Here is a 15,260-nt window from a genome sequence, read left to right as displayed (position 1 = left end):
CACCTATACCGTGTCGGTGCGAGCGCGCTGAGTCGGGGAGCTGTAAAGCGGAGTCTCAGCGGCGCAGCAGTCGCCAGCGACCATCGCGGCCCACCTCGCGCCAGGCCGGGTCGCTCACGGGCGCCCCGTCCGCGACGAAGGCCACGCGGGCCTCGGAGGGGCCTCCAGGGGCGAGCGTGGGGCCGAGCTCGGTGAGACGCCAGGGGGACCAGCGGCGCTCGACGGCGAAGGCGGCGACGGTGGTCCACTCGTGGCGGGGCGACACCACCAGCACGGACGCGCCGGGGGACACGTCCGCGAGCTGAGGGGAGAGCGGGCCCGCGGCGGGACAGGGTCGGGGGAAGAGCAGTCGACCCGCTCCGGCAACGGAGGCGACGACGGCGATCAGCGCGAGCGCGGCCAGCCCGAGTCGGGCACGACGTGCTTTCTCAGGGGAGGCGAGCCGGGTCTCCAACCATGGGCCGAGCCCCACGCCGACGAGCATGGCGAGCAGCGGGAAGGCGACGAGCGAGTGGTTCCACACCTTGCGTCCGGGGATGCAGAGGGCGGAGAGGACGAAGAGGCTCGCGAGGAGGAGCACGCGGGCGGAGCGGCGGACCTCGGCGGCGTGCGGCGTGCCCTCGGGGAGCAGGGCGCGCAAGGCGCGAGCGGGCCGGCCGAGGGCGAGCACGACTCCGGCGGCGAGCAGGGGCAGCCCGGGCCAGAAGCGGCTGACGAGGGTGCGAAAGGGGATGTACCAGGAGAGCTGCCCGTCGGTGCGCTCACCGGTGGCGGAGGCGAGCACCTGGTGGTGGACGTAGCCCTCCCACCACTCGGCGTTGAAGACGAGGAAGAGGACGGTGGGAACGGCGGCGGCGATGCCCACCAGGGTGCCGGTGACGAGCACCTTCCAGGAGCGCTCGACGAGGGCGCGGGCGACGGCGGTGCCGGCGAAGGGCAGCAGGCCGAAGGGGCCCTTCACGGCGCAGGCGGCGGCGGCGAGCAGGCCACAGACGAGCCAGCCCCGGGCTCGGGGCACGCCGAGCAACAGCGGGACGGCGGAGCCGGTGGAGAGGAGGAGGAGGAGGGGCTCGAGGAAGGGGTGGCCGCCGCGGATGAAGAAACCATCGGGGAGGGCGAGCACCAGCATGGCGGTGACCCCGGCCCAGGTGCCGGCGGAGCGGCGGGCGACGGAGCCGGTGAGCAGCAGGGTGCCCAGGGAGAAGACGGCACAGAGGGGGCGCAGGGCGGGCTCGCCGAGCAGGCGGATGACGAGGGCGAAGGGCCAGAGCCCGAAGGGGAGGTGCTCGAAGAAGCGGGCGTGGACGTCGGGGAGGTAGCGCAGCGAGAGCCAGGCGTCGTCCTCGACCATGTGGCGGGAAACGACCTGGTAGAGCTGGGAGTCCCCGAGATCGGTATGCGGCCACCAGGTGGCGGAGGTGAGGCCGAGGAAGAGGAGGGCGGCCCAGGCGGTGGGGGAGCGCGGGGAGGAGGACATCGGGGCGGAGTCCTCATATCCCACTCGGGGAGAGCCCCGTAAGCGCTCTACGGGCCCCCCTTGGGCCGCACATACCTGCCTGACACCTCGTCCAATTGGTACCGCATGTGCCGGGCGACCCCCTGCTCCTCGGAGAACATCTCCGAGACGCGCTCGGTGACGGCGAGCTGGCGGGGGAACGACTCCCCCACGATGCGGACGCGCGCCTCGAGAACCTTGGAGGAGCCCGGCCCCGGGGACGACAGGGGCGACTGGAGGAGCGTCGTCTCGAAGAGCCGCCGCATCCGAGTCCCCCTCAGCTCCCAGAAGGAGAGCCGTCGGGTGATGACGTGCCTCGCGGCGGAGCCCATGCAGGGGGTCTCGGTCTCGACGAGGCGGAAGACCCGGTGTCGCTCGGAGGTGAGGTGGACGAAGGAGAACTCGGGGGGCTCACACAGATAGGGCGACTGGCTGTAGGGCGAGCGGGTGTCGGCATTGAGGAAGGGGGCCTCGATGCGGCACCAGCGCCCGGGCCCGAGCGGTCGCAGCACCACCCCGCGCACCACATCCGGAGACGGGCCGCCACCGCCCTCGTCGCCGCAGGACGCGAAGCTCAGCCAGAGGACGCGCTCCTCCTCGGGCGCATCGGAGAGCCGGACCTGGAAGCGCTCGAGCGAGAGCAACCGGGGCAGTTCCTCCTGACAGGACTCCTCCTCCCCGAGTGCCTCGACGGTGGGCAGCGGGGGGAGCCCGAGGGTGGCCAGCAGCCGCTTCATCCGCGCGGGAGGCGGCTGGGCGCGGACCTGCTTCATCCACGAAGCGAGGTCCACGGTGACTTGCTGAGCCTCGGGGCACTCCTCGGCCCAAGCGGGAGTACCGGGGGCTCCCACGGCGAGGAGCCACAGGAGGGCGAGCAACGCACGAGACCATGAGTCCATACGCCCGGCTCCGTGCAGGGGACATGCCCAGACCCACCACCGGGCTGCCTCCGGTACGAGCGCGGCCAACGACCCACGGACGTGTGGGCGAGGAGCCACGATCTGCTCTCCATCCATCATCACGCCTCGCGGCACGAAGCCGTCCGGATTCCCCGCCGGTAGGCTCCGGGGCCTCATGACCTGGGAGCACCTCCGCACCCTCGGCCTCTGGATGGTCATCGCGCTGGTGGCCGGAGGGGTGTCTTTCCTGGGGTACCGATGGAGAGCGTGGCGGCGGCAACCTTCACGCTGGATCACGGGCACGTGACGAACCTCCGCCCGCGATGAGTCTCGCCTCCGACAACCGCTGGCGCAGCTCCTCCGCGAGCGTGGGCGGATCTCCCGTGCGCAGGGCGGCGAGCCCCGCCTCGAAGTCCGCGCGGGCCCCGGCCGTGTCCCCCAGCCGAGCGCGCAGCAGGCCCCGGTCGCGCAGCAGCTCCGCGTCCACCTCCTCACCCTCCCGGGGGGCGAGGGCCCGGGTGAGATCCGCGACCGCTTCCTCCAGCCGACCCAGCCGGGCCCGCGAGGCGGCGCGCTGCTGGAGCAGCCAGGGGTTGTCGGCGTCCTCGGCGAGGGCGAGCGTCCAGTCCCGCTCGGCCTCGGGGTGCCGGCCGAGGGCCTCGAGGGACTCGGCGCGCTTCATATAAAGGACGAGCGCCTTGCGGTAGCCCACGGCCTCGAGCGCGTTGAAGTCGGCCACGGCCTCGGCGTGGCGACCCAGCCGGGCCAGCGCGAGGGCGCGGTGGAGCTGCGCGGACACGTGGCCCGGCGCCATCTCCAGGACGCGCTCGTACCAGGGAAGGGCCTCGGCGGGGGCACCGCCCCACACGCCGAGCGTCAGCCCCAGCTCCAGCAGCACGCGCAGCTGCCGGGGGTGGACCTCGGCGAGCTGGCGCATGCGTGAGAGTGCCTCCTCGTAGCGCCCGCTCCGCCGCAGCTTGTCCACCTTGCGCAGCTGCTCGGCCAGCTCCGGTAGCCAGGCCTCGCGCCCGTTGCGCTCGCTCATTCCCTCCGCTCCGTCACGGCGCCCATCCTACCTGTCTCCGTCAACTCTCCCCAGCCGGGGCGGCCCGCCGAGGCAGCCGCACGCCGATGGTGGTTCCCTCCGCCTCGGTGGAGCGTGCCTCGATGGTGCCACCGTGGGCACGGACAATCTGGTGGACGATGAAGAGGCCCAGGCCCAGCCCGCTGGTGGAGGGCCGCCCGCCGTCCACCGTGGCACGCCGGAAGGGCTCGAAGATGTGCGGGAGTTGCTCGGCCGGGATGGGGGCACCCTCGTTGTGGATCTCCACGCGCACGGTGTCGCCTTCATCGTGCAGCACGAAGTCCACGATGCTGTCCGCGCGGCTGTAGTCCAGCGCGTTCTTGCCGAGGTTGCCGAGGAGCTGGGCGACCCGGTCCGGGTCCCACTCGCCCTGGAAGTCTCCGCGCGTGCGCAGGCGCACCGTTCGCTCGGGATGGACGAGCTCCAGCTCCTCCACGACGTGCCGACAGATGTGGCGGAGATCGGCGGGCCGGGGGGTGACGGGGATGCCTCCCCCCAACCGCCCTCGCGTGAAGTCGAGCAGGTCGGCGATCATCCGCGCCATCCGCTCGGCGCTGGTGGCGATGCGCCGGGTCGTCTTCAGGTGCTGTTTGATGACGGAATCGGAGTGCATCAACGTGTTGGCGGACAGGAGGATGGCGTTGAGCGGGTTGCGCAGGTCATGGCTGACGATGCCGAGGAAGCGCTCCCGGAACTCCGCCGTCCGCCGCAGCTCCTCCTCGACACGCTTGCGATCGGTGATCTCCACCACCACGCCGCCCAGCCCCAGGGAGGTGCCGTCCACGTCTCGGACCGGGTAGTAGCTCACCAGCCAGTGCCGCTCGACGCCAGGGGCCGCGGGGGTCTCCCCTGTCACCTCCAGCACCCGGGGCAGGCCCGTCTCCAGCACCTCGCGGAAGAGCGGCTCCAGGGTGGGGGCGAGTTCCGGCAGCACCTCCCGCACGGTGCGCCCGAGGTGCGCGGCCTCGGACAGGCCGTTCATCTCCGCCAGCCGTCCGTTGATGTGCACGTAGCGCAACTCCTCGTCCCAGAAGCCGAGACCCACCGGGGCCGTGTCCATCAGCAGGTTGAGTCGCGCCAGGGCCCGCTGCGCTTCGGCGCGTGCCCGCTGCTCGGCGTCATAGAGGCGCCCGCGCTCCAGCGCCTGGGCGCACTGGCCGGCGAGCACGCGCAGGTAGTCCTGTTCCTCCGGGGTGAAGGAGTGCCGCTCGCGAAAGGACAGCCCGAGGGCCCCGAGGGCGCGGTCCTCCAGCAGCAGGGGTAGGGTGGCGAAGGACTGGTGGGCCTTCACGGTGGGATCGTTCGCCCACTGGGGGTAGTCGGCCAGGAAGGACTCCCGCGTCTCGTAGAGGACGAGGGCCCCGGTGCGGACCGCCTCGCGGAACATCACCGGGGAGTCCGCCGGGATGCGCTCCCAGCCGCGGATCATCTCCTCGGAGTAGCCCAGGGCCCCCCGCATCTCGAAGTGCTGGCCGTCCTCGGTGAGCAGGCCGATGGAGCCGGCCTCCGCCCCCAGGGCCCGCGCGACCTTGTCCACCACCACCCGGGCCACCTGGTCGGTGGTGAGCGCCCGTGACAGGGCGGCCGTCACCTCCTGGAGTCGTGCCGTGCGCGCCTCTTGAGCCCGCACGCGCTCCAGCATCCGCTCGGACGCCTCCCGCGCCTGTCGCTCGCGCGTGACGAGCTGGGCCTGGACGAGGAAGCCGGTGACCCGGATCACCATGGCGCGGAAGAGGAGCTTGTCCTCGTTGGAGAACTCGAAGGCCGTGCGGCTGCCCATGTGCGCCACGCCGATCACCGCCTCTTCGTGCAGCACCGGCACCCCATAGAGGGCGCGGGTGCCCTGGGCTCGCAGGGCGGGACTCTTCACCAGGGAATCCGTCGCCGCCGAGCGCACCTCCAGCGGGCGCCTCTCGGCGGCGATCTTCCCGGCGAAGCCCTCGCCGATCCGCAGGCTGAAGCCGGCGGCCACGTCCTGCTCCCCCCCCACGGCCGCGCGCATCCGGAGGACCTCTCCGTCACGCAGCAGCAGGGCGACGCAATCCACCGACTCCGTGCTCTCCAGGATGATGCGCAGCAGCTTCGGCAGGAAGGTCTCCAACTCCTCCGTCCCCAAGGCCGCTTCGGAGAGGCGATCGAGGGCCATCAGGGTTCGCTCGCGGGTGCGCGCGTAACAGGACACGGCGGTGGAGAGGGCCTCGTCGAACGTCTGGTTGAAGCGGCGCACCTCCCGCAGCATGAGCGACAGCGGCCCCACCCCTACCTGCTCGGCATGCGCCTCGTAGAGCCGGAGGACGCATTCCCGCAGCACGGCGTACTCGTGGGACACGTCTTCCAGGTCGTACCCCACCTCCAGCCGCTCCAGCGCATGCACCTCTGGAAAGGACTCCAGCGTCTGGTGCTCGCCGGTGTGGACAGTCTCCACCACGTTCGCGACCCGATTGAGCAGGTGCGGCAGATGGTCGAGGAGCCGGGGCTGGGAGAGCGCCCGGGCAGGCGAGTGGCCGCGGAGCTCCCGCTCCCACTCCGCCAGGATGCGGGGCGTGTGCTCTCGGATGAAGTCGCACAGGCGCAGCCGCTCTCGCGCCTCGAGGTGACTCTCGGCCATGCCCTAAGGTACGAACGCTCCCCCGCGCCGGGGGTCTCGGGGGCGCTTCATCCCCGCTCGCCCACCCAGCAGGCAGGCGACCTCGGGGTCAGCCGACCTGGGCCCTGCTGTCGTCCGGGAGGCGGCGTGCCACCTCCTGGAGCGTGAGCCGCCCGCGCTCGGGGTCCAGGTCGTAGAGCACCACATACTCCCCCACCACGAGCGACAGGAGGCTGACCTGGCACACGGTCTTCAAGAAGACCAGGGCGGGCTTCCCCAGGCTCGCCATCCTGGCGGCTACCGCATCCACCTCGCTCCGGAGCTGCTGGTAGCTCTCCAGGGAGAGGTAGGAGAGCTGCTTCCAGGCCATCGAGCTGACTTCGATGGTGTAGGCGATGGAGGGGGTGGAGGAACTCATCTCGCAGTGAGGTAGAGCACGAATCACGCCAGCCACGGCCCTAGTGGAATTCAGGGTTTGGCGGAAGGGCGTCTCCGCCACCTGAAAATTCTTCCAAGCGGCGCGGAGACGGAACTACCGGGGACCCGAAATCCGCGGGGTTCTCAGGCGGTCCGCGAGAGAGAGTCATCCTGCAATTCATCACAGGGACTGAAACGTCCCGCCTGCCGGGGATGGCGCGAAAGGCAGACGCGGAACGTGGTGCCGGCCTCGGCCGTGGACCGCACGGTGAGGGAGCCCCCGTGGGCGCGCACGATGTCCTGGGCGATGTAGAGCCCTAGTCCAAGGCTTGTACGGGTCAGCTCGCCCGGCGTCTCTCCGCGGTGGAACGGCTCGAAGAGCAAGGGCAGCAGGTGCTCGGGGATGGGGGGGCCCTGGTTGTGCACCTCGAGGACGACGGCCTCCACCCCTTCTTCCCGGGTGGAGAGCCGCACCGGCGTGTCCTCGGGGCTGTACTTGAGCGCGTTGTCCAACAGGTTGGCGACCACCTGCGCCAGCCGCTCCAGGTCCCACTCCCCCAGGAGGCTCTCGCGCGAGAAGTGGCACTGGATGCTCCGCTCCGGGCGCGCCACCTGGAGCTCGTCGGTGATTCTGCGGCACAGCTCGTTGAGGTCCCCGGTGCGGCGGGACACGGGGATACCGCCACCGAGGCGCGCGCGGGTGAAGTCCAGGAGCAGGTCCACGATCTGCCGGATGCGCTCGCCCCCGCGCGCCACGCGCTCGAAGGCCGTGCGCTGGGCCAGCGCGAGCTGGTTCGACGCGAGCTGTGACTGCGCCGTGGCGAGGATGGCGGACAAGGGCGTGCGGATGTCGTGGCCCACGATGCCCACGAGCTGTTGCTCCAGCTCGGTCGCGCGCAGGAACTCCTCCTGGGCACGGCGGTGCGCGGCGAGCTCCAAGGCCTGGCGCTTGAGCTGCTCGCCGCGCAGGTAGAGGTCCACGAACACCCGCACCTTGGAGCGCAGGATGTCCGGATCCACGGGCTTGAGCAGGAAGTCCACGGCCCCCTGGGCGTAGCCGCGGGTGATGTAGGCCGCCTCGCGGCTGAGCGCGGTGATGAAGATGAGGGGGATGTGCCGGGTGCGCTCGCGCTCGCGGATGAGGGCGGCCGTCTCCAGGCCGGTGAGCCCCGGCATCTGCACGTCCATGAGGATGCAGGCGAAGTCATCCTGGAGGAGTGCCAGGAGGGCTTCATCTCCCGAGCGGGCCAGCACGAGCTCCTGCTCCAGGGGCTCCAGGATGGCTTGCAAGGCGATGAGGTTCGCGTGGATGTCGTCCACCAGGAGGATGCGAGCACGCACCGGCTCCTCGCTCGACACCTCCACCGACGACCCCAACCGAGAAATCTTGTTGGACACCAAGACACCTGTCCCTACGAAGGAAGAAAGGACACGGAGGGCAGGCATGGGCACGAGCCCTTCAGCGCCTGCCCAACGTCCACCGTGCGTCCTTTGGAACACAGCCCACGGGCGGATTTCATCCGAGGGCCTTGGTGCCAGCCGGGCCTTGGGTGGGAGCTTGTCCCACGGTCCAATCCGAGCGGGAGGCCGTCGAGGCTCGACGGCTACGGGTTGGTGTTGGGAAGGCCCAGCGAGCTCGCCCCCACGGTCCAGTCGCTCCTCGAATCGCTGTCGAGGTTGTCGAACCGATACACCGTGGTGGACCGGCTACTGGTACTGGAGAACAGGCCTCCCCAGCTGGCGGATACGTCGAGGGCCGAGGGGACGGAGCTGTAGGTGCACGGGGCTCCGTTGCAATGGAGGGGCTGCCAGAGGCCCTCGGCCTGGAGGGCCTGGAGCAGGGGCGGGAAGCCGGTGACGCTGGTGTTGCCGGGCTGGACGAAGGCCACGGCATCCTGCGTGTTGCCCGCCGAGTCCCTCACGCGCAGCACCGTGTTCGCATACACGATGAAGCCGTTGGAGCTGCCGTGGAAGTCCCACGCGGTGTCGTAGTTGCTGGCGTAGCTCGCCGAGGGGTACTCGCTCTTGCTGGCCGTCTCCGAGCCGGGGGCATCCCTGTTCGTCGCCGCGTCCGGGCTCAAGTGCACCACGATGAGGTCGCCCGCCGTGACGTCCACCGGGGGCAGGCTCGCCACGATGAAGTTGTCCGTCGTCAGGCTCATGTTGTCGGTGAAGCCGGACTGCACCACGTACAGCTCCACGACATCCCGCTGGATGGGTGCCCCGCTGGAGGAGACGAGGTTGGGGGCCACCTCGTTGATGCGCAGCACGGCCTGCTTCTTGAAACCGATGAAGCCCTTGCTCCGGGCCGTGGGGTTCACACTCGTGCCCATGACATCCTGCACGGTGCCCGCCACGGTCACCGTGTAGACAGTCCCGCTCACCTGCGTGCTGGTGGTGAGGCGCACCTCGCGGTCCAGCACGGTGGCGGCCGTGGCCTTCAGCCCGTTGTCGAAGGTGAACTGGCCGCCGCTGGCCAGGACGCTCGCCGGGCGGAGGGCGCGGTCGAAGATGAGCGTGAGCGAGGTGGCGCTGGTGGCCACGGCGTTGAGCAACCGGGGAGCGGGGCAGCTCAGCACCTGGAGGTCCTGCTCCATCCAGGCGGAGGGCTGGGCCGTCGAGCCGAACCGCCACAGGGGCGCGGTGACGGTGAGGGAGCAGCCCTGGTTGACGTCATGGCGGGACACGAGCGCCGTCAGCAGCGTGGAGGGCATGCGCAGCTTCAGGAAGGTGGAGGTGCCGGGCTCGTTGGGGTTGCCCACCGTGGACAGGTTGGCCTGCTGGTGCTCGGCGCCGGAGTTGCCGAACGTGGAGGTGAGTGTCCCGGAGACGGTGAGGTACTCGCTCTCGTAGTCGGGGATGAGGCTGACGAGGTCCACGGTGCTCGCGTCGACGAGCAGGGGCGTCACGGACTCGCCCCGGCCGTGGACGACGAAGGAGGAGAGGCCCGTCACGCGCACCTGCCCGGCCGTCGTGGTCGTCGCGGCCTTCTGGGTGGCCACGAGGGACACGCGGTCACCCGGCAGGGGGGAGGGGGACAACGTGGTGGGGTCCACCGCGACGAAGAGGGCCGGGCCGTTCTTCTGCGCCTGGAGGAAGAAGCCGGCGGGGTCGGTGCCCACCTTCGTCTTCACGTAGGTGACGAGCGCCCGGTCGATGGGGAGGCTGATGGCACCCTCGGGCGAGGCGCGCACGGCGGCGATCTGCGCGGAAGTGTCCGCGGCCGGGTCGGGGAAGACATACGTCTCGGTGCGCGTGTCCTCCACGTTGCCGAGCTTGTCCATGGAGAAGAACTGGAGCGTGGTGGTGGAGGAGAGGGGGAGGGCCGAGGTGTAGCGCGTGGAGCCCGTCGTGGGGGTGGAGCCATCCACGGTGTACCAGGTGCCGTCGCAGCCGGTGCCCCCCGCGTCGTCGCAGGTGAGCGTCACGCTGACGGGACCCGAGACGTCGCCGCCCCTGGGGGAGGCCGAGGTGGAGGGCTTGCGGGTGTCGATGACGTACACCTCCGAGCCCGAGGCGCTGTTGCCCACCGCGTCCTGGGTGAGGAAGCGGAGCGTGGTGTTGGCGGAGAGGGAGAGGGGCGCGGAGTAGAGGGCCGAGGCGGGGGTGGGCTCGGAGCCATCGAGGGTGTACCAGATGCCGCCGACGCAGCCCGTGCCGGTGCCGTCCGAGCAGCTCAGCGTCACGCTCTGCGCGGTGCGATAGCCGCCGCCCTTCGGAGAGGCCGAGACGGTGGGCGCCACGGTGTCGAGGACATAGGACTCGGTGCGCACGGGCTCGGCGTTGCCGACGGCGTCCACGGAGAAGAACTTGAGGGTGGTGGTGGAGGCGAGGGGGAGGACGGTGCCCGCGGTGTAGCGCGGCGACTCCCGCGTGGGCGTGGTGCCATCGAGGGTGTAGTGCGTGGCGACGCACCCGGTGCCCACGCCGTCGTCGCAGGAGAGCGTCACGCCCTGGCGGGCGTTGTACGAGCCACCCCGCGGGTTGGCGCTGGTGGTGGGGGCGGCGAGGTCGATGACGTAGCGCTCGGTGCGGACGAGCTCGGCGTTGCCGGAGGCGTCCACGGAGAAGAAGCGGAGCGTGGTGGTGGTGGAGAGGGTGAGGGCGCCGGTGTAGAGCGGCGAGGCCTGCGTGGGCGCGGTGCCGTTCAGGGTGTAGTACGTGGCCTTGCAGCCGCTGCCGCCCGAGTCCGCGCAGGAGAGCGTCACCTGCACGGGCTGGGCGTGGACGCCGCCAGCGGGCGAGGCGGTGGTGGTGGGCGCGAGCGTGTCGGTGCCGGTGGAGCCGAAGGTGTACACCTCGGACTTCACGGGCTCGGCGTTGCCCTGCTTGTCCACGGAGAAGAAGCGGAGCGTGGTGTTCGAGCTCAAGGCGATGGCGTCGCGGAAGGAGGGCGAGGCGCGCGTGGGCTCGGAGCCGTCCCGCGTGTAGTAGGTGGCGCCGCAGCCGCTGCCCCCCTCGTCCTCGCATAGCAGCGAGACGGTGATGCCTCCGGTGTACGCGCCGCCGGCCGGGGAGGCCCGGGTGGAGGGGGCGGTGGTGTCCGTGTTGGCCGGAGGGGTCGGGGGCGGCTTCGTCTCGCCGCAGGCGCTCGCGAGCTGAAGCGCGAGCAGGACGAGGGTACAGCGGGCGGTCCAGGTGTGAATCATGGGCCGGCAGGGTGTCACCGGGAGCGGTGGGACGACAAGGGAGGCCGGGCGAGCAGGGACGAGAGCGGCTTCATCCAGGGCTCAGCGCGGGGGCAGTTCGCGCAGGGAGAACTCCTCGAAGCCGAGCCGGCGCAGGGTGTCGGCGAAGCGCTCGGTGAGGACGATGACGCTGGTGAAGTTGCGCAGCCGGAACACGTCCAGGTGCTCCGGCAGCGAGGCCCTGTCGAGCAGGGGTTGCTTGGGCAGGGAGAAGGCGTAGCCACCGCACGTCCCGCACGGGGAGACCTTGCCCGGAGGCAGGCAATCCGGGTGGAGCAGGCCGTGCATCTCCACGTACAGCTCCATCAATTCGGGCGCGTTCCTCTGGCGGAAGCGCAGCCCGGTGCGGCACGCCTTGAGTCCGCGCAGGCCCTCCGCCTGGAGTTGCTCCAGGGCGTCCCGGCGGAGGATGACCGCCCAGGGATCCAGTAGGGAGATCTGCGCGAAGTTGCCCCGAGCCGAACCCACGAGCGGGCCGAATTGGGAGCCAGGAGCCAGTGGTGCTCCTGGGGGAACCAGGGGCCGCACGATTTCCCTCAGGCGTTTGAATCGCTCGAGATCCTCTTCCAGCCAGGCCTTCTCGAGCTGCTTCGCCTCCGGCAGGCCGGATAAATCCACGTCCGGGTAGACTTCCGACATATCCCCGACGGAGCCGACACAGGTGGGGCATTGCAAGCCCGGCAGGCCCCACGGGTGCTCAGCGCTGTACTCGCCCTTGTAGCGCGAGGTCCCATACGGGACGGAATCCAGCTTGTAGAACTTCATCTGCTCCTCAGAACTCGATGGGAGGCGGCAGTCGCGTCTTACCGTAATACGGAAGGAGGGGAGCCATCAGTCCGAACCGGACGCACAATTCCCAGGCGTGCTTCCAGATCTCCTCCTTCGTCACGACATGGCCCTGTTTTTCCTGGATGAACTGCCGCCACGCCGCGTTCCAAGGACCGCCATTCTCACCGCGGTGGATGCGTTTGTGCAGACCCGTTTCGATGAGCATGGTCCATTGGTGGATGTCGATGCCCCTGATTTCGAACCATTTCTTGAACGCCTGAGAGAAGATGTGGTGCTTCTCGTGAGGCCGGTTCAGCCTCGCATTCGCATCCTCGATGAGCTGCTTCTGGCCAGGCAGCAGGTGACGGTGGTGGTGATTCCCCCACGGGATGATGAAGACGGCGCCCTGTTGCTCCGGCGCTGACAGGGGTCGCCCCCGGTGCCGCAGCTGGGGGTTGTAGCCGGGCGGGTACAGGGACACCGCGCTCGGACCCCCACCGCGCGTCCGCACCACGCTCCCGGGTGCCGCGTCCGCGCCTTCGCTCGCGGCCACCGCCGCTACGTCCTCGCAGTGGAAGAAGCCGCACACCTCCTCGTCACACAGGAAGGCGAGACACGAATCCGCCTCCGGGTGAGCCTCCTCCGGGCAGGCTGCGTCGAGTTCCGCCTCCTCGCGCAGTGAAGGGCCCGAGGCGGCGCACCCGGCCAGCAGCATCCCGAACAGCAGTCCCCAGACTCTCAGCGTGTGCATGACACCGAGGGTAGCGCGCGACGCTGACCGCCACGCCTCGGGAGCACTACCCGCGCGGTACGCGCGAGCCGAGCCACGCCTGGATGCGGGCGCGCAGGGCCTCGGTGCCGGGCTGCTCCAGGGTGCTCTCGGCCACCTGCGCCAGCTGCCGCGCCCGCGTCGTGTCCTTGCGCGACTCCCACAGCGCTCGCGCCAGGGCGAAGCGCGTCTCGGACAGCTCCACCGACACCAGCGTATGGGACTCGCGCAGCGCCAGGGCCCGCTCCAGCGGCGTGAGTGCCTCGGAGGCTCGGCCCAGCTTCAGCAGCGCCTCGCCCAGGCCCGTGAGCGGAGCGGCCAGCTCCGGGTGCTTCGGCCCGAGCGTCCGCTCGCGGATCCCCACCGCGCGCTCCAGCACTTCCACCGCCTCGGAGGCCCGCCCCGCCTCCACCAGCACCTGCCCCAGCGTGCTGCACGGCTGCGCCACGTCCGGGTGCGTCGGCCCGCGCGTCTGCTCCGCCGCCTCCACCGCCCGGCGCAGCACCCGCACCGCCTCGTCCGGCTTGCCCTCCCGCCACAGCGCCGCCCCCAGCGCGTCCAGCGCCACCGCGCGGAACGGGTGGCGCACCGGCAGCGTGCGCTCCAGGATGCCCACGCCCTGCCTCAGGGGCTCCAGCGCCTCGTCGTGGCGGCCCAGGGCGCTCAGCGTGGTGCCGATGTTCACCAGGGTGCTGCCCACGCGCGGGTGCTCGCCGCCGAGCGCCTTCACGAAGGCCACGCGCGCTCGCTCGTATACGGGCAGCGCCTCCGCGTGGCGCCCCTGGGCCGAGAGCGTGTTGCCCAGCCGGCGCAGCACCACCGCGGTCTCGTGGCCGTCCCCGGCCGACCCCGGCGCGCTGGCCGCCTGCTCCAGCACGACGAGCGCGTTGCGCTGCGAGGCCTCGGCCGCCGCCGCGTCCCCCTGGGCGGAGTACACCACCCCATGGGCGCTCTCGAGCTCGGCCAGCAGCCGCCCCTGGCGCCGGGTGCGCACCAGCAGCGCGCGGGCCTGGTGGTACCAGTCATGCCCGTCCGGCACGCGCGCGGCGTCGTAGGCCACCAGCTCCGTGAGGGCCACCATCGCCTCGGCCCGCACCTCGTCGAGCCGCACCTCGTCGGCCGTCCACGCGGCCTCCTTCAGGTTGCGCTCCGCCCCCGCGTCTCCCAGGCCCAGCTGCTGTTGCCCCAGCTCCAGCAGGGCCTCGGCCACCAGGGGGCGGTAGCCGAGCGTCCGCGCCTCGGTGGTCACGGGCGCCATCACCGCGAGCCCGGCGGAGTACTGCCCGGAGGCGCGCAGGGCGCGGGCGCGGGCGAGCGAGGCGCGCAGCTCCTCCACCCGGGCGGCCGCCTGGGCGTCCGGGGGGAGCGAGGCGCGCAGGGCGAGCGGATCCACGTCCTCACAGGGGCGCAGCTCGGCCAGGCCGCGCACGGCCTCCACGGAGCGCTCCACCACGGCGGCATCCGCCTCGGAGAGCACGTCGGTGAGGGCCTTGAGCTCGGAGCGTCGGCGCTCCAGGCAGGCGGTGCGCGCGGTGAGCAGCTCCTCGGTGGCCACCCCCTGGAGCCGCGTGGCCTCGCACGCCTTCTGGCGCTGGCCCACCCAGTCCGAGGCGTACGCCCCGATCGCGGCCTTCACCCCGACCCAGGCATCCGCCGCGTAGGGCTGCCCGGTGGCGAGGAAGGCCTTCTCCACGGCTCGTTGGCGCTCGGGGTCCCACACCCCGGCCAGCTGCTCCTCCACGCCCTGGCACAGGCTCCTGCGCTCGTGCCACTCGCTCGCGGCCCCCGCCACGGTGGCCAGCAGGAAGCCCGCGGCCACGCCGATGAACACCCGGCGCCGGCGGCGCACCCGGGGATCGTCGTGCAGCGCCTCCAGCAGCACCTCCAGCGAGGCATGGCGGTCCTGCGGCTGCTGGCTGAGGCCCTTGAGGACGACCTCCCGCACCCAGCCCGGCACGCGGGCCTCGCGCGAGGGGGGACGCACCCGGCCCTCCAGCGTGGCGCGGGCGAGCGCCGCGGCCCCGCTGCCCTCGAAGGCGTGCTCGCGGTAGAGGGCGTAATAGAGGGTGGCGCAGAAGCTGAACTGGTCGGCGTGGGCGGTGACGACGGCTTCCGGGCGGTACTGCTCGGGGGCCATGTAGCCCGGGGTGCCCATGATGTGGCCGGCGCGTGTCACCGGCGTCTCGCGCGGCTCGCGGGTGCTCTGCCCGGAGGGGGCGGCGGCGTCCGGCGAGAGGGGCTCGGAGCCGAGGATGGCGGCCAGGTCCACCGGGGTGGGGGCGCCGGGCGTGCTGGTGCCCTGCTCGCACGCGAGGCCGAAGTCATAGACGAGCACCCGCCCGTCCCGGCCCACCAGTACGTTGTCCGGCTTGAAGTCGCGGTGCACCAGCCCCGCGGCGTGCGCGGCCGCCAGTCCCCGGCCGGCCAGGGTGAGCACGTCCACCACTTCCTGCGAGCGCCGCGGCGTCTCCTTGAGCCACTGGCGCAGCGTGCGGCCCTCCACCAGCTCCAGCGCGATGAAGACCCGGTCCCCGTGGTCGCCGATGTCGAAGA

10 protein-coding genes are annotated in these 15,260 nt (G+C 71.4%); all 10 read right to left on the bottom strand.

Going from position 1 to position 15,260, the window contains the following annotated elements; genetic code table 11:
• Window positions 1-55 precede the first annotated feature (55 nt).
• Complete coding sequence (locus VF794_RS05260; RefSeq protein WP_331108077.1) at window positions 56-1,477, bottom strand: hypothetical protein; 1,422 nt, start codon at window positions 1,475-1,477, stop codon at window positions 56-58.
• 47 nt (window positions 1,478-1,524) lie between these two features.
• Window positions 1,525-2,394, bottom strand: coding sequence for a hypothetical protein (locus VF794_RS05255; RefSeq protein WP_331108076.1), 870 nt, complete (start codon window positions 2,392-2,394; stop codon window positions 1,525-1,527).
• Window positions 2,395-2,677: 283 nt separating this feature from the next.
• On the bottom strand, window positions 2,678-3,439 hold the full coding sequence (locus tag VF794_RS05250) for a tetratricopeptide repeat protein (protein ID WP_331108075.1): 762 nt from the start codon (window positions 3,437-3,439) through the stop codon (window positions 2,678-2,680).
• A 40-nt stretch (window positions 3,440-3,479) separates the two neighbouring features.
• A complete protein-coding gene (locus VF794_RS05245; protein ID WP_331108074.1) occupies window positions 3,480-6,086 on the bottom strand; it encodes a GAF domain-containing protein in 2,607 nt (868 codons plus the stop codon).
• An 88-nt stretch (window positions 6,087-6,174) separates the two neighbouring features.
• Window positions 6,175-6,483, bottom strand: coding sequence for a hypothetical protein (locus VF794_RS05240; protein WP_331108073.1), 309 nt, complete (start codon window positions 6,481-6,483; stop codon window positions 6,175-6,177).
• A gap of 143 nt (window positions 6,484-6,626) precedes the next feature.
• Window positions 6,627-7,880: a hybrid sensor histidine kinase/response regulator gene (locus VF794_RS05235; protein WP_331108072.1), complete on the bottom strand. Its 1,254-nt coding sequence runs from the start codon at window positions 7,878-7,880 to the stop codon at window positions 6,627-6,629.
• 206 nt (window positions 7,881-8,086) lie between these two features.
• On the bottom strand, window positions 8,087-11,131 hold the full coding sequence (locus VF794_RS05230; protein WP_331108071.1) for a chitobiase/beta-hexosaminidase C-terminal domain-containing protein: 3,045 nt from the start codon (window positions 11,129-11,131) through the stop codon (window positions 8,087-8,089).
• Between the two features lie 81 nt (window positions 11,132-11,212).
• Complete coding sequence (locus VF794_RS05225; protein WP_331108070.1) at window positions 11,213-11,935, bottom strand: double-CXXCG motif protein; 723 nt, start codon at window positions 11,933-11,935, stop codon at window positions 11,213-11,215.
• A 7-nt stretch (window positions 11,936-11,942) separates the two neighbouring features.
• A complete protein-coding gene (locus tag VF794_RS05220) occupies window positions 11,943-12,689 on the bottom strand; it encodes a TIGR02269 family lipoprotein (RefSeq protein ID WP_331108069.1) in 747 nt (248 codons plus the stop codon).
• A 46-nt stretch (window positions 12,690-12,735) separates the two neighbouring features.
• The coding region (locus VF794_RS05215; protein WP_331108068.1) for a tetratricopeptide repeat-containing protein kinase family protein at window positions 12,736-15,260 on the bottom strand (2,525 nt) is incomplete at its 5' end.

The organism is Archangium sp. (genome assembly GCF_036389735.1).
GTDB lineage: Bacteria > Myxococcota > Myxococcia > Myxococcales > Myxococcaceae > Archangium.
Note: the sequence above shows the minus strand (reverse complement) of the source record. Positions and strands in the feature narration are given on the sequence as shown.